Below are 17496 nucleotides of genomic sequence, written 5' to 3'. Positions count from 1 at the left end.
TTTAAAGATTTTTTTTTCATTAAAATGACGGAGATATATTTCATGACAAAACAATTTATTTTACAGAGTTTTCTCTGTTTGATTACTCTCGCTCCCAATGCTATAGCCGAGGCTAAAAAACCCAATTTTGTATGGCTGATCTCAGAAGATAATTCGGTTCATTATTCCAGTCTGTATTTCAAGACGGGGGCTCAAGCACCGAATATTGATAAGCTCGCCGAGCAGGGAGTTATCTTCAATAATGCTTTTTCCAATGCACCGGTTTGTTCGGTGGCACGCTCAACACTGGCACTGGGCTCTTACCCGCCGCGAATGGGTATTCAGCACCACCGTTCAGTAAGAGACACACGACTCCCCGAAGACGTAAAACCAATATATGCGGTCATGGCCGAAGCGGGTTATCACACTTCTTACGAAAGCAAAAATGATTATAACTTCACTTATAATGACAATTTTTGGATGTCCAGAAAAGATTGGAGAAAGCGCAAAGAAGCTCAGCCCTTTTTTCACAAGCAGCAACTCCAGCGTTCCCATGAATCCCACCTGCAAAGATTAAATAGAGAAAAAGATGCCCAAGGTGTTGTGGAAGAATTTGTCTCTCCCCGTCACCCCAATACCGCATTATTTCGCCAGGCCCATCGCGCTAATAACAAGATGATCAAAAGCATGCAGGAAGAAATTGCGGATGTCATCGCCATGCTCCAAGAAGATGGTGTTCTGGAAGATACCTTTGTGTTTTATTTTGGTGATCATGGTGGAGTCATGCCCGGGAGCAAGGGCTATTTATATGAAACGGGTCTTCACGTTCCATTTGTCGTGCGCATTCCCGAGAATTTTAAGCACTTAGTGGACCTTGAAAAAGGCACGCGCGTCGATGGCTTTATCGAGTTTGTAGATGTGGGCGCCACCGTAATGCACTTGGCAGGCATTAAGCCGCCATCAGGAATTGATGGCAAAGCCTTCATGGGACCGGGAATAAGTAAAGAGGATTTAGAAAATCGTGACGAAACCCTTGGCTTTGCTGATCGCTTTGATGAAAAATATGATTTAGTGCGCAGTTTGAGAAAAGGGGACTTAAAGTATAAGCGCAATTATCAACCCTTTAATTATGGTGGCTTGCACAATAACTACCGCTATAAAATGGCGGCTTACAGGGAATGGCGGGAACTCCATGAAAAGGGAGAACTAAATGAATTGCAAAGTCAATTTTATAAGTCCCGACCAGTGGAAGAACTCTACGATGTAGTAAAAGACCCTTATGAAACAAATAACTTAGCTTCCAACCCGCAATACGCTGAGCAGCTGCTTTGGATGCGGGAGCGTTTATCTGATCGCCTAAAAGAGATCTCTGATTTAAGTTTTTTCCCGGAGTCCATCATGGTTGATGGTGATTTAAAGGTTTTTGCTCAACTGGGCATAGAAAAGAAGGATGATATTGCTGAGCTCATTGATTTAGCTAACTTACAGCTAAGTTCTTTTGAAGAAGTTCAAGAGGATTTATTAGAGGCCTTAAATTCAACAACTCCCTGGTTTCGTTATTGGGCCTTGATCAATTGCAGTCGCTTTGGCAAGCAAGCTCACGCCTTTGTGGCGAAAGCAAAAGAATTAGCAGCTCATGATGAAGAGCTTTTAGTACGCGTTCGAGCAGCGGAGTTTTTGGCCATCATAAAGGCCCAAGATCCCGCCCAAGTCATCCTCGATGTTTTAGAGAAATCCACCAGCGAAACAGAGACTCTGCTAACACTCAATTCATTAGTGCTTTTGCGCGATGGTCATGGCTACAAGTTTGATGTGGAATTGGAGAAAATAAATGTCAAAAGCTACTTCACCTACAGGCGCATTGACTACCTCCTGGGTACAAATTTTGCCGCTAAAGCAAAAGCCTTAAAAAGAAAAGCTAAACAGAAGGAGAAAAAATGAAATTATTGATCTTCACTTTGGGGCTAATGTTCTTATCCATAGGGGCACAGGCCAATGAACAAAAGTTCAATATCATCTTATTGACTGTCGATGACATGAGTGCTGATTCAATTGGAGCCTTTGGCGCGCCAGTAAAAGGCACCACACCAAATATTGATAAGTTTGCCCAGGATTCTTTTCGCTTTAATTATGCCCACGTCCATGCCACAAGCTGTATCCCTTCGCGAAATGCCATTTCATCGGGGCGATACCTGTACAATAGCGGAGTAGAGGGCTTCTATGCTTTGCCAAAGGAGCAAGTCGTCTTTCAAACAATTCCCGATGTCCTTCGCAAGCAGGGTTACTTCACCATAATTCGCGGTAAGTCTAAGCATTCATATCCCTATCATCCTTATCCGGCTTTCGACTTGAATTACGATGTAATTTTGAAAGAGACAAAAGAAAATATCCGCAAGCCGGAGTCATTTTATCGCTACACAAAAATGGGCATAAAGGCGGCAATTAAAGCCAGGAAGCCCTTCTTTTTTTCTATGGATATTCATGATCCCCACACGGGTTACTACAACTGGGATAAAAAAGAATCTAGACTAGGCATGAACAAGGATGATCTGGATAATGTGCCAAGTAAGGTTTTTTCTGTAGATGAAATTGTCGTTCCTAATTTTTTACCAAAAACAGATTTGGTGAAGCAGGAATTGGCGGCGTATTACTCCACCGTTCGCCGCGCAGATGATTCATTTGGCCAAGTTATAAAAGCCTTAAAAGATACAGGAGTCTACGACAAAACTATCTTTATTTTTTTGTCAGATCACGGTATGCCCGAGCCCTTTGCCAAAACCGCAAATTATTACCATAGCTCAAGAACTCCCCTTATTGTGAGATGGCCGGGTGTCACAAAAGAGGGGGCAATTGATAAACAACACATGATTGGCACCATTGATATCTTTCCATCGATCTTAGATATGCTTGGTCTTGATCTAATCACGGGCCTGGATGGACGTTCTTTTGCTCCTGTTTTAAAGGGTGAGAAGCAAGAGGACCGTGACTATGTTTACACTATGTACGAGGAAAATGTTGGCGGTAATCGCCAGCCCACGCGCTCGATAATTTCAAGAGACTTCGCCTATATTTGCAACCTCTGGTCCGATGGCGAGAGAAAGTTCTCTACTGCTACAAAAGGTATGGCCGCCTACGAAGAAATGAGCCGTCTCGCAAAGAGTGATAAGTTTTGGAAACAACGCTTAAATATGCTCAACTTTAGAGTTCCGGAAGAACTCTATAACTACGAAAAAGACCCCGATGCCCTAGATAACTTAATCACCAAAAAAGAGTATGAAACCAAGCTCAATGAACTCAGGGGAATTATGGCTGAGTTTATGCAGAAAAGCCGTGACCCACTTCTAAAGCTCTTTGAAAATCGGGAAGATGCTAAAGCGATTTCAGCTCATTTGGAGAAAGTCACTAAGGAATCCGAGGAGAGAAGAACCCAAGCCATTTACTCCCGCAGCGGCAAGGCCAAAGACGACAAAAAGAATAAGACTGAGAAAGATAATTCAAGCAAGAAAGATAAAAGCGCCAAAAAAGCCAAGAAGACTCCAAAATAACTAGCAAAAGTTGCTTTAAGATACAAAAAGCCTTACCCAAATGAAAATGGGTAAGGCTTTTGTGTTTTAAGATGATTTAGAGTTCGAAGCCGAAGTAATTGGAGGCGTTGTTGTAGGAGATGTCATGGACCATATTTCCCAGGAGGGCGATATCGTTTGGTAGCAAGCCTTTTTTGACATCGTTGCCAAGTATATTGCATAGAATACGACGGAAGTAATCGTGGCGCGTATAACTCAGGAAGGAGCGCGAATCGGTGAGCATACCCACAAAGCGGGAGAGTAGGCCCAACTGAGAGAGTGATTCAATCTGACGAGTCATACCCTCCATTTGATCCAGGAACCACCAACCGGATCCCAGTTGCATTTTGCCTGCTACACTACCGTCCTGGAAGTTGCCGATCATTGTGGCTAGAACTTCATTATCCCGTGGGTTGAGGTTATAGAGAATTGTTTTGGCGAGCTGATTACTGGAGTCCAGGCGATCTAGTAGTTTAGCTAAAGGACGAGCCAAATCAAAGTCGCCGATGGAGTCAAAGCCGGTATCTGGCCCAAGGCTTTTGAAGAGGCGAGAATTATTATTGCGAATAGCGCCAAGGTGATACTGCTGAGCCCAGCCCTTTGCGGCATCCATGACCCCAAAGTGATAGAGCATAGCTGATTTAAATTTTAGGATTTTGAGCTCAGTGAGTTCTTTGCCACTGCGGATTTCATCGAAAATTATTGTGATTTCCTGATCAGTGTAATCCAGCGCGTAAGCCGTTTCGATGCCGTGATCAGATAAGCGACAGCCTACCTGATGGAAAAAATCATGCTGCTTATTGAGGGCGGTCATGTAGGAATCGAAGTTAGTGATGTCGGTATTGGAACGCTCCGCTAAAGCGTCGAGCCATTGATTAAATTCGCTTGCACTTTCAACTGCCATGCCCTTGTCTGGTCGCCAAGTTGGAAGTACTTGAATGTCAAAAGTGGGGTCGTTTTTAATGGCGACGTGATGCTCCAGGGAATCGATGGGGTCATCAGTTGTACAGACTAGTTTAACTCCGCTGCTTTTCATGAGTCCGCGAGTCGAGAAGCTTGTTTCGGACATGCGTTCTAAACTTAGATTCCAGACCTCATCTTCCGTTTTGGAAGAAAGCAGTTTTTCATAGCCAAAGTATTTCTTGAGCTCCAAATGCGTCCAGTGATAAAGTGGGTTGCGCAGGGTTGCTGGCACGGTTTCAGTCCAGGCACTGAATTTTTCGCGATCCGAGGCGTCGCCCGTACAGAGTCTTTCCGAAACGCCGTTACTACGCATGGCACGCCATTTGTAGTGATCGCCATAGAGCCAAACCTGGGTGATATTATCCCAGCGTTTATCCTCGGCAATTTCCTGAGGTGATAAGTGGCAGTGATAATCAATAATGGGCTGATTAGCCGCATAGTTATGATAAAGATTTTGAGCGACTTCTGTCTCCAAACAGAAGTTATCGTGAATAAATGAATTCATACTTAAGTATCCTTGTAAATTAAGATGTGAGGGGGCTAATCAACTAAGTTGAGTAAGCGTGGAAGCCAGAGTGTGATGGAGTCGATGTAGGTGACGCAAAGCAAAGCTGCGATCATCGCAATAAAGAAGGGGATCATGATGGGCGAGACTTTGGCAATTGAGGTTTTGCCAACTCCGCAACCAATGAAAAGACAGGTGCCCACTGGCGGCGTACAAAGTCCAATACACAAATTGACGATGAGCATGATGCCGAACTGAACTTCGTGCATGCCTAGAGCCGTGACTACGGGAAGAAAGATCGGGGTGAAGATCAATACCGCGGGAGTCATATCCATAAAAGTGCCCACAATCAGCAGCAGTAAATTAATGGTCAGCAAAATGACAATGGGATTATCTGAAAGAGCGATGAGCGCGGCACTGACCGTTTGGGGGATATTGGCCATGGTCATGATCCAGCTCATACCCGTGCTGGCACCAATGAGTAGCATGACAATGGCGGTGGTCACACCCGTTTCCAGCATGATTTGCGGCATCTGACTGAGCTTGATCTCGCGGTAAATGACAACTGATAAAATAAAGGCATAGACCACGGCAAAAGCGGCGGCCTCGGTCGCTGTGAAGATGCCTTTAAGAATACCGCCAATGACTATAACGATTAAAAACAAACTCAAGAAAGCGTGCTTAAAAGCCACGAAGATTTCTTTAATGGATGAGCGTGGTTCGGCTTTGTATTTCTTTTTTAGAGCGAAGTAGCCACAGACGAGCATGATAAAGAGGCCGGTTAAAACACCGGGGAGGATTCCCGCCATAAACATGGCGGCAATGGAAACCGAACCCGCCGCAACGGAATAGACGATCATAATATTGCTGGGGGGGATCATCAGGCCGGTTGTGGCTGCCGTGGTGGTCACCGCTACGTTAAATTCGCGATTGTAGCCCTTGCGATTCATCTCTGGAATCATAAAGCCACCCACCGATGAAACTGCGGCAGAAGCTGAGCCCGATATGGAGCCAAAGAGCATACAGGTCAAGGTATTGACGTAAGCTAAACCACCGGGGAGGAAGCCCACTAGCGTACCGGCAAAATCAATGAGTCGCCGTGCCATACCTCCTTTACCCATGAGGTGACCGGAAAAGACAAAGAAGGGGATCGCGAGTAGGGCAAAGGAGTTCACGCCGCTGACCATCTTGCCAGCTAATACGATAGAGGGATCGGAGCCCTCAACCAGGATAGCGGCAAAACTTGCCAGGGCAATGGAAACCGCAATGGGCACATTCATGATCAAGAGCAGGGCAAAAACCGTGACTAAAATAAAAGCGGTCATTTCCATTAGTTGAGCTCCTCGCCATCGGCTTCGTGTAGTTGACCTGCAGGAGTGATGATGGTCTCGTAGAGGTTTTCCAGTGTGAATAAAAGCATGAAGAAGCCCGAGATCGGCAGGGCCAAATATACGTAACCCATTTTCCAACCCAGAGCCGGAGTCATTTGCTCGAGTTTTAAGGATTCGGCTACGATGTAAGATCCGCCGTAAAGGAAGATGGAGACAGAAAATAAGAGTACGATGAAGTGGGAAATCAGAGTCATTAATTTGCGGGCATCGCAATGGAGCTTTCCGACAAAATAATCTACGCCCAAGTGACCTTTGGTGCCAAAGGCTAAAGCGCCACCCAGTAGGGAGACCCAAACCAGTAAAAAACGTGCCAGTTCCTCGGTCCACTTGGCTTGCTCGCCCATGACATAGCGGGTGAAGACGCCCCAAACCACGTCTAGGACTAAGGCTCCCACGGAGAAGATAAGCATGAGCTCGAGGATCTTAACTAGGAAAGATTTTCCTTTGATAATTAGCTTAATCATTTAGTCCACCTCATTAATTCTGTGGAGTAAGTCTTTAACTTTTGGGTTCTCGACCTGCTCGAGCATGGGGGCGACTTTGGCGGCAAAGGCCTGGACATCGACGTCGTAGATGGTTACGCCATGTTTCTTAGCTTCTTCCAGGGCCTCTAAAGTTTTTTGCGCCCACAGTTCTTTCTGGAACTCACGGGATTCATCGGCGGCTTGCTGAACCCATTCTTGAACATGCGGGGGCAGCTTTTGCCAAACTTTACTACTCATTAAGAGAATGTCCGGAACGCGACTATGACCGTCCAAGGATAAGTGTTTACAGATCTCGTAGTGCTTATTGGTAGTAAAGCTGGGTAAATTGTTTTCGGCGCCGTCTACTGTTCCCTGAGCTAAGGCCGAGTAGAGTTCGCCCCAGGCGATGGGGGTGGGGGAGCCACCCATGGCTTTCACCATGGCAATGGCAGTGGCATTATTTTGCACGCGGATTTTGACGCCCTTTAAATCATCGGGTTTTTGAATAGCTTTTTCTTTGGTGTAAAAATTTCGACTGCCACCATCGTAATAACAGAGCCCGCGCAAGTACTTGGATTCACCCTTTTGAAGTAGCTCCTGGCCGACTTCGCTATTGAGTACATTCCAGTAATGATCACGACTCTTAAAGACATAAGGCAAGCTAAAGACCTGCATCTCGGGGATGAAGTTCTCAATCGCTGCTGCCGCGGTTTTGGTCATCGCAAGGGAGCCGTTTTGGAGCTGTTCGAGGCATTGGGTTTCATTACCCAAAACACTACTGGGGTAGATGTCCACATCCACGCTGCCACCAGATAATTCAGCCAGGCGTTTTTTCATGTGTTCCATAGCTTGATGCACTGGATGGTTCACATCCAGGCTATGACCTAGTTTGAGGGTGATTTTTGCGCTATTACCCTTACCGGCTAAGGCGTCATTTAGGGCGTCTTGTTTTTGCATGCGCAGGAACATGGCAAAAGCGCTACTGGCGAGTAGGGCACCAAGTAAGAGACCCACGACGAAATAGGATTGATTTTTTTTCATAAGCTTTCTCTGAGATGATTTGAGTTGTTCGTATGAATGGGTCGAAAGCTAAAATTGTTTTTTGACTGCTGGTGAAAAACTAATGGGATAAGGACCAGGGCGGGGCTTTTTAGAAATAGTAAAAAATTCATTTCCTGAGAAAAAAATGCAGACCTGTCAAAAAAGCTCATTGGTTCTCGACTCGTTTATTGAACTCATTTACAAAACTTATTTGGAGCTTGTTATGCTATTTAAAAAAATATTTACTTTATCAATTTTCTACTGTGTTTTATTTCTGTCGCAATCCTGTACTGGACTGGCGAATGACCCCTGGGACAAAGCAGAAGAAATTTTAGCAAATATTCAAGAGCCTAGTTTCCCCGATCGTTCTTTTGATATACGTGAATTAGGGGCAAAAGGAGATGGGACGAGCAATGATTTACCTGCAATTATGTCCGCCATCACCATGTGCAATACAGCTGGCGGTGGAAGGGTGACCGTTCCAAAAGGAGTCTACTACCTTGAGGGCCCCATTCATTTTAAAAGCAATGTTGAACTTCATTTAGAAGAGGGGGCTAAGCTAAAGTTTAGTAAAAATTTAGATGACTATCTTCCTTTGGTGTACACGCGTTGGGAGGGTACGGAACTCTTTAATTACTCTTCATTAATCTATGCGAGTAGCTGTGAAAATATCGCTATTACAGGAAAAGGCACCATCGATGGTAACGCTCAGGGAGTTTATAAGGGCTGGTTTGAACTCCAGCGCCCGGATCAGGAAAGGCTCCGTACCATGGGTGATAAGGCAACACCCCTTGAGAAACGCATTTTCGGTAAGGGTCATTACCTGCGTCCTTCTTTCATTCAGTTCATCAATTGTGAGCGTATTAAGATAGAAGGTATCAAAATTATTGAGTCGCCATTCTGGATTATTCATCCCATTTATTCCAAGCATATTACCATTCGCAATATTCACGTGGAAAGCTTAAGGCTGCAAAATGATGGTGTGGATATTGACTCCTCCAGTTATGTGCTTATTGAAGATTCCACTTTCAGGACTGGTGACGATGCCGTGGCCATTAAATCGGGTCGCGATAGAGAAGGCCGTGAGCTAGCCAGACCGTCTGAGAATATTGTGATTCGCAATAACAACTGTCTCGAGGTGCACAATGGTATGGCCATTGGCAGCGAGATGTCTGGTTCAGTACGCAATGTTTACGTTGAGAATTGTAAGATCAAGAGTGGTCGCAACCTTATTTACTTCAAGTCAAACCTTGATCGTGGTGGACTTATCGAAAATGTTCATGTTCGCAACATCGATGTAGAAAAAGCGAGCGTGGCTTTAATACGTTTCCAGACCGATTACCACAGCTTTCGTGGTGGTCATCACCCGCCGATTTTCCGTAATTTCCACATAGAGAATATCACCTGTAAGGAAACCAAGACGGCAATTGAAGTTAAGGGTCATGTGGAGTCACCCATCAAGGGAGTTTTTATCCGCAATGTAAAAGTTGAAAGAGCCCAAAAAGCCTTGGATATCAACGCACATGATCAGGTTGACCTGCAAGAAGTAAGCATCAACGAAAAGAGCTACTAATCCCAGTCCAGAAAAGATAATTTATGACGCTTTACATGAAAAGCATATGGGTTTTACTCACACTTTTATTAGTATTAACAGTGCAACTCTCTGCAAAAGAAAAACCAAATATTGTGGTGATCTATGTCGATGATTTGGGCTATGGCGATTTGAGTTGCTACGGAGCTACAGAGATCAAAACTCCAGCTATCGATAAGTTGGCTGATCAGTGCTTGGTTTTTACTGATGGTCATTCATCCTCGGCGACATGTACGCCATCGCGTTATTCTTTATTAACGGGTAATTATGCCTTTCGAGGTAAAGCAGAAATCTTGCCGGGTGATGCGCCCTTGTTGATCTCTCCTGATAAAACCAACTTGGCAAAAATGCTGCAAAGTCAATCTTATAAAACTGCGGTGATTGGTAAGTGGCATTTGGGTTTGGGCAATGGCGATCTCGACTGGAATGGTAAAATTGCACCGGGACCACTCGAGATAGGTTTTGATTACAGTTTTTTGATTCCGGCGACAGGTGATCGCGTGCCCTGCGTGCTAGTTGAAGGTCATAAAGTTCTAAATCTCGACCCCATGGATCCCATCGAGGTTAGTTATGGAGCAAAGATTGGGCAAGATAAAACGGCCTTGGATTTCCCTAACTTGGTTAAATACACCGCTGATGAACAACACCGGAAAACATTGTCAATGGCGTGAGTCGCATCGGCTACATGACGGGTGGTCATTCAGCGCGTTGGAAAGATGAAACAATTCCCTATCAGATGCTGCACAAGGCTAGGACTTTTATTGATCAAAACCGAGATGAGCCCTTTTTTATCTATTTTTCCTTTCACGATATTCACGTGCCCTATATGGCCGATATTCGTTTTCAGGGTTCTTCAAAATTAGGTCCGCGCGGCGATGCCATTAAGCAAATGGATTATATCACTGGTCAGCTCATAGATCACTTGGAAAAACGTGCTTTGAAAGACAATACACTCATCGTCTTTTCAAGTGATAACGGCCCCGTAGTGAGTGATGGTTATTTTGATAAGAGCTATGAAATGCTGGGTAAACACAAGCCCGCCGGGAAACTACGTGGAGGTAAGTACAGTACTTTCGAGGCGGGAACTCGTGTGCCTTTTATCCTTTCCTGGACAAATCGTATCAAGCCCGGTAAAAGTGATGCCCTGGTGAATCAGTTAGATTTATACGCTTCTTTGGCGTCTTTGCTGGATTATCAATTAGAGCAGGGCGAAGCTCTGGATAGCCTGGATTTACTAGATACTTTTTTAGGTAAAAAATCCAATGGTCGTGACTTGATGCTTCGTGAATCCTGTGGTCATTTTTCTCTTAGGAAAGGGCAGCTCAAATACATTCCTCCCGCTCAAGAATCCAAGCCTTGGATCGAGGAAAATAAAAAGATCGAGGGAGGATTGAGTCCTGAGCCTCAACTCTATGATCTTTCCAAAGATCCGGGCGAGACCAATAACTTGGCTCAGCAGAAGCCCGAATTAGTGGCTGAACTGGAAAGAGACCTTAAGCGACTCATCCAGAAGCCCCAGCGCTGATTCATCTGGAGGATAGACAATTATTTTTGGGCAGTATGGCATTTATATAGGATCGCTCACTTTATTCGTTGAAAGACCAGCTACGCTGGGCTCACTGTAAGATCGCTCATTTCATTCGCTGAAAGACCGCTACGCTGGGAGAGGGATCACTGGGTGAGCTATTGAACGCCTTCGGCTTGATAGGACTTTAGGGGGTGGTATGCTTAGTTTGAAGCGATTTTTAATTATTCGATTCCCCGATTAGACGAATCCACGCTTAGACAGCAGGGGGGTTATTCAATTGTGTTGACAGTGCCATCGGGTTCGATGTAAGTGTAGCCGGGGAGCTTCCATTTATCAACGAAGTTATTTGAGTCGCCTTCAACGGTTATTTGCAGGTAATCATTGGTTTCGATATGGCCATCAAAATAGGTTATATTTGCCTTAGTTTGATCTTTGTGGCGGTAGGCTACTTGTCGATTCCAGCTATTTGCAGGGCTTTCATAATTACCTCCGATGTAATGACCAAATCTTGCTTTGGATTCAAGAATCGATTCTGATAGGGAATCACTCATAAATATTTTGTCTGATGGAGAATCGACCTGGTTGAATTTTATTCCCCCAAAAGGGTAATTTTTTTCCACCACTTGTCCGCTGGTATTCATGCCGTAGCTATAGCGAATGTCATAGGGACGGCCCTCTGCCGAGGTATTAGCTTCTGTGCGTGCATATTCGGCATTGGCGCAGATGAATTTCTCACTATAGAAGCGAAACCATCTCTGGTTGTCATTAGAACCGATATCCATGAGGTATTGACCATAGTTGCCCCATGCAGCCCAGGGTTGTGAATCTGTAACGCCGATATCAGCTCTGAATAGAGCCCAATCCTCGTTATCATCTGCGTAGAGAAGTGATGCCGTGTAGAGTGACTTTAAGGTGTTTTTACATGCTGCGGACTTCGCAGATTCCCGAGCGCCTTTTAGACTTGGGGCAAGCAGACTTACGAGAATGCCTATAATTGCAATAACGACGAGTAGTTCAATTAAAGTGAATTTATTAGAATTATTTTTCATTTTCAGCATTCTCCAAAGGCTTATTATATATAATAGTCGATGAGCATTCTATAAATTTGACTGATTTTGAAAAAAATGTAATTTTCTTTAATATTTTTATTGTTCTAGCTCAATACAGTTACACCTGAATCCGTGAGCTGATCTTAAAAAACAGCTTAAAAACAAGAAAACCTGTTGGTTTATAGTAATTTAAGTTACGACACCAAAATCACCCAACAGGTTTTCTCATGAATAAAGCATTTAAACTCGACACAGGCAATGATTCCCTTCACAGTATTGGCGGAATATTTTTAGGTGGCCAAGTCCTTCAACAAAGTGAAATTGACGATGAGTTCAATACAGATCACAAGGCCAATCATATCTTTCAAGATCTAGATATTTTCAAATCACAGGTGGGGTTACTGATTCAGGGGCGTGAACGCTTCACAGATATTAGTCAGTTTCGTGAAAACGAAGTCTTTATGAAATCACTTGGATTAAACAAAGTTCCATCCGAGGAACGTTTGCGTCAACGACTAGAAATCATGTCTTCTGAGCATGAAGTGCATTTAAAATCAGCGAATACAAACCTGCTCAAAAAACAGTGTATAGGTAATATATCAAAAGGGGGGATGAATTTTATTCCACTCGATATGGATGTATCACCCATGGATAACTCCGGTAGCCATAAAGAAAATGTGAGTTGGACATATAAAAATCATGACGGATTTTCTCCCATGTTTGCCTACCTTGGAACTGAGGGCTTTATGCTAAATAATGAGCTGCGTCCAGGTTCACAGCATGCACAAAAAGGGATGCCAGAGTTCTTAGATGACAGCTTTACTATGATCAAAAAATTAAAGCTTAAGCACCCCGTACTACTTCGTTTAGATTCCGCTCACGATGCTGAGGTTAATTTCGGACACCTTCCTGATGATCAATATTTTCTGATTAAACGGAACCTTAGAAAGGAATCTAAAGAACAGTGGCTATCCAACGCACGGCGTTTAGGGCGACAGCTTAAATCTCGAGATGGTAAGAGTGTCTTTGTCGGTGAACTCCATCACAAACATCCTGGAAACAATGAAGAACATAAAGTGGTTCCTGTTATTTTTAAAGTTACGGAACGACTCGAAGATCAAGATGGCAATCGACTTTTGATGCCAGAAATCGAAGTGGAGACCTATTGGACGAATTTACCTTTAGAAGCCGAGGATGTGATCGAACTTTATCACGATCATGGAACCAGTGAGCAGTTCCATAGCGAATTGAAGAGCGATATGAATGTAGAGCGTTTACCCTCAGGGAAATTTAAAGCGAATCAATTCTTTTTGCACTGCGCTATGCTCGCTTTTAATGTGCTCAGAGTCATTGGTAATCACCTTATCCATAATAAATCTTTGGCTCCAATTAAAATCAAAGCCCAACGACGCCGCCTACGGTGCGTGATACGTGACTTGATTTTAACCGCTTGTAAACACGTAAAGCACGCAGGAGATGAAACTCTCAAGTTTGGTCGACATAGCCCTTGGTTTAAGCTGTATCAAAAAATATCATTTAGCCTTTAATCCACTAATAAGAAGTTTATTGCAAAGCTCTTTTATTGAGTTTTGTGCTTTACTCTGTCCAAGTTGGGTGAATTGCCTTAGAAATTGCTATATTTACTATCCTTAGACACCTGATCACGAGCGATAGGCTTAAGAAATAAGGACATCTCACAATCTGGGATAAAAACGATCTAAGAATTACTCGACCAAACCATTATCTCATGAATCTCAAAACCTGATCACGGATTCAGGTTACAATAATTTTTGTTTTTTGTGTAGAGTTCAGTAAATGATTAACTTGGCTGTTCAGGGAACGATTGTCTTTGTACCGTTCTTAGATATATGGACATAGCCACTGAGAGTCCAATAATCTGTGGCATTCGAAGTGAGCTGAAGGTGATTGACTGGCCCGATGTGGCCATCGTAAAAAACTGTATTAGCTTGCTCTTTATGTCGATAGGCAACCTGTCTATTCCAGTTATTGGCGGGGTTTTCGTAATTACCTCCGAGGTACATGCCATATTCAGCGTTGTTTTGGATAATCGCCTCGGAAATGGAGTCACTAAATAGGATTTTGTTGGCAGGGTCATTTAGTTGAGTGAATTTTACACCAGCAAATTGACTGGCCTTATTAATGACCTGATTACTTGTATTCATACCGTATGAAAAACGTAATTCATAGGGACGACCCTCCACGAAATTAGTCTCTTGTGATCGAGCATAGTCTGCTTTAGGACAAAGAAATTTTTCATTGTAGTATCTATATCCATCGGGTTCTGAACCGGTATCCATTAGGTATTGGGCCAATCGGGAGTAGTCAGACCACCCCGGAGAATAATTATCATAGCCAGGCTGGCGGGCTTTAAAGATGGCGACGTCATTATTATCATCTGCGTACATCAACGAAGCTGTATGAAGTGATTTGAGTGTGCTTTTACATGTGGCTGTTTTTGCAGATTCACGCGCTGAGCTTAAGGCCGGCGCCAAAAGGCTGAAGAGAATACCAATAACTGCAATAACGACTAATAATTCAATAAGACTAAAATGTTTTTTTGTCATCGTTCTGTGCTCCAATTTATTTTCTAAGTACAAGTCGATGGGTACTTTAGATATTTGACTGCTTTTTATAAAAAAATTTAAAAAAGATTTTTTCTTATATTCAGTAAGTCAAATGGGGCTGCAGTTGAGCTAGTGGATATCCATTTGCTCAATTAGAACTTTAGCAGGTAATTTCTTTAGAACTCGATCAGAATATTGCTCTTTGTAGATAGTTATTTTCTTTAGATTTTTCATCTCAGTGAGGATGTCTATTTGGATTGGCTTTTTAAGTCGAAGGTCAATTTCTTCCAAGGGCACATTGGCTAAGTGAGCAAGTTCCCATTGGCCGAGATTGATATCTTTTAAATTGAGCTTGTGGACCTCCAGTCCTTGCAGTGCACGTATTTGGAAATCGATGAAGGTTTTGTATCCGGAGAGATCTAAAGAGTTTTTACCTGAATGAGTCTCGAACTTGATGAGAGATTTTCCCTTATAGCGATTTTTTTTACGCAGTGCCAGGTCATAGACATGAATCTTGTCTTTAAAACTGTATTTTTTTGAGTCTATGCATGTCTTGGCAAAGCGAATGGCATGGAGACTTGAATACAAAGATTTGATGAGCTCCAGGGAATCTGTGGTGTTTAATAGTTCATTATCGTCTTTTACGGGAGCGTATTTCACGCTCAGTTGATATAGTTTATTATTGGTATCTGAAATTTTTTCAAAGTAGTTTTTTGCCTCCTTGAAGCGATGAAGGGCAAAGTTTACTTCTGCTAAAAGCTTTTGGGTGTCGTAGTCATCTTTAGCGAGGCCTTCTGCAAAATTTAAGGTGTTGCGAGTTGCCTCCAACTCAAGGTTTTCGAGATTGAATAAAGCTAGATTATAGAGGTTAGGGATGGTATCATCTTTGAGCTTATTTAAATTCTTTTGCTCTTGAGTATAAAGATCTAATAATTTGATAGCTTTTTGCTCACTAATACGGAGGCTAATTACAAAGCCAATTGTTAGTATGAAAATGAAAGCCAAAGAAATACTCAAGGTCTTATGTCTTTTTACCAAGAGGCTTAGAGATTTGTATAAGCTGACATCTTCAGCTTCAGTCGCAAAGCCATTTAGGTAGGATCTGATGTCAGCACTTAACTCTGAAATATCCTGGTAGCGCTGGTTCGGATCCAAAGACATGGATTTTTGAATAACGGCTTCAATGGATTCTGGAATGACTCCTTTGTCACAGCGACTTGAGGGGGAGGGGATATTTCCGCTAATCGTTTTGGCAATGATTGTGTTGACACTAGAGCCAGGTATGGGAGATTTTCCGCTTGTTAGGGTGTATAAAATGCCACCGAGAGCATAGATGTCTGTACGTTTATCGAAATGAATATTTTCTATATTGATTTGTTCGGGAGCCATGTAGCCCGGCGTCCCTTTAATTTGATCATAGGGAGCTGGATTAAAGAGGTTGGAATTAATTTTTTCTCCGGCTTCTTCGAATAAGATCCATGCGAGACCCCAATCACATATAAGCTCTTCGCCAAATTCACCGATTTGAATGTTTTCAGGTTTTAGATCGAGGTGAACAATGTGTCGAGAATGAGCGTAGGCTATGCCATCACATATCCGCAAAAATAAGCTTAGTCTCTCATTGAGCGGCCATTTATCAAAGTCTTGTCCCTTATTTCGAATTATCTGCCCTAAGTTTTTTTTACCTGTTAACTTCATGGTGAAGTAGGGCTTATGGTTCTGATCATATCCAATGTCGTAAATGGGCATGATGTTGGGGTGTTCAAGGGAGGCGGTTAACAGGGCTTCTCTTATAAAATGTTGATTGGCTTCTTCGTTTAAATCGTTCTGGAGCTTAGCCATAGCGACATCGCGTTCGGTAGATTTGTCTTTGACTAGGAAAATGTTTTTCATTCCCCCCTGATTTAATTTTTTTGCTTTACCATAGCGTTCTTCATAAGTTAGAAAACTTTCGCCCTTAATTGACTTATCTTGCTTGAGAGACTCAAGACTTATGTCGTAGAGGTCGTCGAAATTTTGAAGTGAGGGGTCGTATAAGGCTTCAAGTTCTTTGCTAGTTGGTTTGGGCAAGTTACCTCTCTTAGCTTAAATGTTCTTCAAGACGTTTAATTTCTTCCCCAAGAGCTTTAACAACTCTTTGCCTGTAGACATAAACAGTGTTTAATGACAAGTCCAGTTCTTCTGCAATGACTTTGAAATCCTTGCCCTGATTGATCTCGCTAAAGACTTTCATAACAAGGCCAGAGAAGTTTTTGGAGATGTTCTCAGTTGCTTGAGCAACCATGAATTTTTTCCATTCCTGATCAGCAATTTCATCTATCTCAGGCTCACAGTAATCGAAGAGGGCTTCGGTCTTTGCATCTTTATTAGTTTGTGAGACGCGCTTTCTTATGTAGTCTTTTCCAGTACAGCTAGTTACAGTGCATAGCCAGCTACGAAATCTCTTGAAATTTGAGCAGTCCATTTCAGGCAGTTTCTTCCACAATTTGAGCATTACTTTTTGTGATACTTCCTCTGCATCATGATGCGATAGCTTCATTCTACGGCAAATAAAATATATGTACTTTTCATAGAAATGAGTGAATTCTTCCCAGGATTGATGGTCATCTTTTTTCTGTACTCTTTGTAATAGGGAGAGTCTGGTTTTGTAGATATCATCATCCATATTGTAGTTTATTCCTGATTAAAATTAAGCTGTATTAAAAAGACTAAAATCAGCAGTTCATATCATAAATGATAGTATTCAAAAAAAAAATATCTTCCTATGCTGTCAAAAAAAATCCAGAATTTACGACTGTTAAATAACTTTTTAAGATTTACCAAATGCTTTTCACAGG

At 42.8% G+C, this 17496-nt stretch carries 14 protein-coding genes; 6 read left to right on the top strand and 8 right to left on the bottom strand.

Annotation, left to right across the window (positions count from 1 at the left end):
* The first annotated feature begins 42 nt into the window (after positions 1 to 42).
* The gene (locus PQO01_RS15845; RefSeq protein ID WP_274315062.1) at positions 43 to 1920 is read left to right on the top strand and encodes a sulfatase family protein; all 1878 of its coding nucleotides are present in this window, start codon (positions 43 to 45) and stop codon (positions 1918 to 1920) included.
* A complete protein-coding gene (locus PQO01_RS15840; RefSeq protein WP_274315061.1) occupies positions 1917 to 3524 on the top strand; it encodes a sulfatase family protein in 1608 nt (535 codons plus the stop codon). The genes PQO01_RS15845 and PQO01_RS15840 overlap by 4 nt, the downstream gene beginning before the upstream one ends.
* A 76-nt stretch (positions 3525 to 3600) precedes the next feature.
* Here PQO01_RS15840 and uxaC read toward each other — a convergent pair whose 3' ends face one another.
* The 4 genes from uxaC to PQO01_RS15820 are packed head-to-tail and all read right to left on the bottom strand — an operon-like array spanning position 3601 to position 7906.
* Complete coding sequence (uxaC, locus tag PQO01_RS15835; protein ID WP_274315060.1) at positions 3601 to 5010, bottom strand: glucuronate isomerase; 1410 nt, start codon at positions 5008 to 5010, stop codon at positions 3601 to 3603.
* Positions 5011 to 5045: 35 nt separating this feature from the next.
* Positions 5046 to 6341, bottom strand: a complete 1296-nt coding sequence (locus PQO01_RS15830; protein ID WP_274315059.1) for a TRAP transporter large permease — start codon at positions 6339 to 6341, stop codon at positions 5046 to 5048.
* Complete coding sequence (locus PQO01_RS15825) at positions 6341 to 6865, bottom strand: TRAP transporter small permease (protein ID WP_274315058.1); 525 nt, start codon at positions 6863 to 6865, stop codon at positions 6341 to 6343. The genes PQO01_RS15830 and PQO01_RS15825 overlap by 1 nt, the downstream gene beginning before the upstream one ends.
* A complete protein-coding gene (locus PQO01_RS15820) occupies positions 6866 to 7906 on the bottom strand; it encodes a TRAP transporter substrate-binding protein (RefSeq protein WP_274315057.1) in 1041 nt (346 codons plus the stop codon).
* Between the two features lie 223 nt (positions 7907 to 8129).
* Between PQO01_RS15820 and PQO01_RS15815 the strand changes: the two genes are divergently transcribed.
* From PQO01_RS15815 to PQO01_RS15805, 3 genes are read left to right on the top strand one after another with little or no spacing between them, the layout of a single operon-like run.
* A complete protein-coding gene (locus PQO01_RS15815) occupies positions 8130 to 9479 on the top strand; it encodes a glycoside hydrolase family 28 protein (RefSeq protein ID WP_274315056.1) in 1350 nt (449 codons plus the stop codon).
* A 35-nt stretch (positions 9480 to 9514) separates the two neighbouring features.
* The gene (locus tag PQO01_RS15810) at positions 9515 to 10168 is read left to right on the top strand and encodes a sulfatase-like hydrolase/transferase (protein WP_274315055.1); all 654 of its coding nucleotides are present in this window, start codon (positions 9515 to 9517) and stop codon (positions 10166 to 10168) included.
* Positions 10165 to 11022 carry a sulfatase-like hydrolase/transferase gene (locus tag PQO01_RS15805; protein ID WP_274315054.1) on the top strand — a complete coding sequence of 286 codons (858 nt, stop codon included), beginning with the start codon at positions 10165 to 10167 and terminating at the stop codon, positions 11020 to 11022. Before PQO01_RS15810 ends, PQO01_RS15805 begins: the two co-directional genes overlap by 4 nt.
* A gap of 272 nt (positions 11023 to 11294) precedes the next feature.
* Here the strand turns inward: PQO01_RS15805 and PQO01_RS15800 are convergent, their stop codons facing one another.
* On the bottom strand, positions 11295 to 12074 hold the full coding sequence (locus tag PQO01_RS15800; RefSeq protein WP_274315053.1) for a type II secretion system protein: 780 nt from the start codon (positions 12072 to 12074) through the stop codon (positions 11295 to 11297).
* A gap of 227 nt (positions 12075 to 12301) precedes the next feature.
* On the opposite strand from PQO01_RS15800, the gene PQO01_RS15795 reads away from it, so the two are divergent.
* Positions 12302 to 13621: an IS1380 family transposase gene (locus tag PQO01_RS15795; RefSeq protein WP_274311999.1), complete on the top strand. Its 1320-nt coding sequence runs from the start codon at positions 12302 to 12304 to the stop codon at positions 13619 to 13621.
* A gap of 285 nt (positions 13622 to 13906) precedes the next feature.
* On the opposite strand, the gene PQO01_RS15790 is transcribed toward PQO01_RS15795, so the two are convergent.
* From PQO01_RS15790 to PQO01_RS15780, 3 genes are all read right to left on the bottom strand, one after another.
* Positions 13907 to 14659: a type II secretion system protein gene (locus PQO01_RS15790; RefSeq protein ID WP_274315052.1), complete on the bottom strand. Its 753-nt coding sequence runs from the start codon at positions 14657 to 14659 to the stop codon at positions 13907 to 13909.
* Between the two features lie 129 nt (positions 14660 to 14788).
* Positions 14789 to 16729: a serine/threonine-protein kinase gene (locus PQO01_RS15785; RefSeq protein ID WP_274315051.1), complete on the bottom strand. Its 1941-nt coding sequence runs from the start codon at positions 16727 to 16729 to the stop codon at positions 14789 to 14791.
* Between the two features lie 10 nt (positions 16730 to 16739).
* Positions 16740 to 17324, bottom strand: a complete 585-nt coding sequence (locus PQO01_RS15780) for an RNA polymerase sigma factor (RefSeq protein ID WP_274315050.1) — start codon at positions 17322 to 17324, stop codon at positions 16740 to 16742.
* Between the last annotated feature and the right edge of the window lie 172 nt (positions 17325 to 17496).

This window comes from Lentisphaera marina, assembly GCF_028745505.1.
GTDB classification, from domain to species: domain Bacteria; phylum Verrucomicrobiota; class Lentisphaeria; order Lentisphaerales; family Lentisphaeraceae; genus Lentisphaera; species Lentisphaera marina.
The sequence above is the reverse complement of the archived record's forward strand: the minus strand, read 5'-3'. Positions and strand labels throughout refer to the sequence as shown.

Excerpts from the sequence above, each read along its gene's own strand:
- PQO01_RS15845 (WP_274315062.1), top strand. The coding sequence starts at position 43 with ATGACAAAACAATTTATTTTACAGAGTTTTCTCTGTTTGATTACTCTC.
- PQO01_RS15840 (WP_274315061.1), top strand. The coding sequence starts at position 1,917 with ATGAAATTATTGATCTTCACTTTGGGGCTAATGTTCTTATCCATAGGG.
- uxaC (WP_274315060.1), bottom strand. The coding sequence starts at position 5,010 with ATGAATTCATTTATTCACGATAACTTCTGTTTGGAGACAGAAGTCGCT.
- PQO01_RS15830 (WP_274315059.1), bottom strand. The coding sequence starts at position 6,341 with ATGGAAATGACCGCTTTTATTTTAGTCACGGTTTTTGCCCTGCTCTTG.
- PQO01_RS15825 (WP_274315058.1), bottom strand. The coding sequence starts at position 6,865 with ATGATTAAGCTAATTATCAAAGGAAAATCTTTCCTAGTTAAGATCCTC.
- PQO01_RS15820 (WP_274315057.1), bottom strand. The coding sequence starts at position 7,906 with ATGAAAAAAAATCAATCCTATTTCGTCGTGGGTCTCTTACTTGGTGCC.
- PQO01_RS15815 (WP_274315056.1), top strand. The coding sequence starts at position 8,130 with ATGCTATTTAAAAAAATATTTACTTTATCAATTTTCTACTGTGTTTTA.
- PQO01_RS15810 (WP_274315055.1), top strand. The coding sequence starts at position 9,515 with ATGAAAAGCATATGGGTTTTACTCACACTTTTATTAGTATTAACAGTG.
- PQO01_RS15800 (WP_274315053.1), bottom strand. The coding sequence starts at position 12,074 with ATGAAAAATAATTCTAATAAATTCACTTTAATTGAACTACTCGTCGTT.
- PQO01_RS15795 (WP_274311999.1), top strand. The coding sequence starts at position 12,302 with ATGAATAAAGCATTTAAACTCGACACAGGCAATGATTCCCTTCACAGT.
- PQO01_RS15790 (WP_274315052.1), bottom strand. The coding sequence starts at position 14,659 with ATGACAAAAAAACATTTTAGTCTTATTGAATTATTAGTCGTTATTGCA.
- PQO01_RS15780 (WP_274315050.1), bottom strand. The coding sequence starts at position 17,324 with ATGGATGATGATATCTACAAAACCAGACTCTCCCTATTACAAAGAGTA.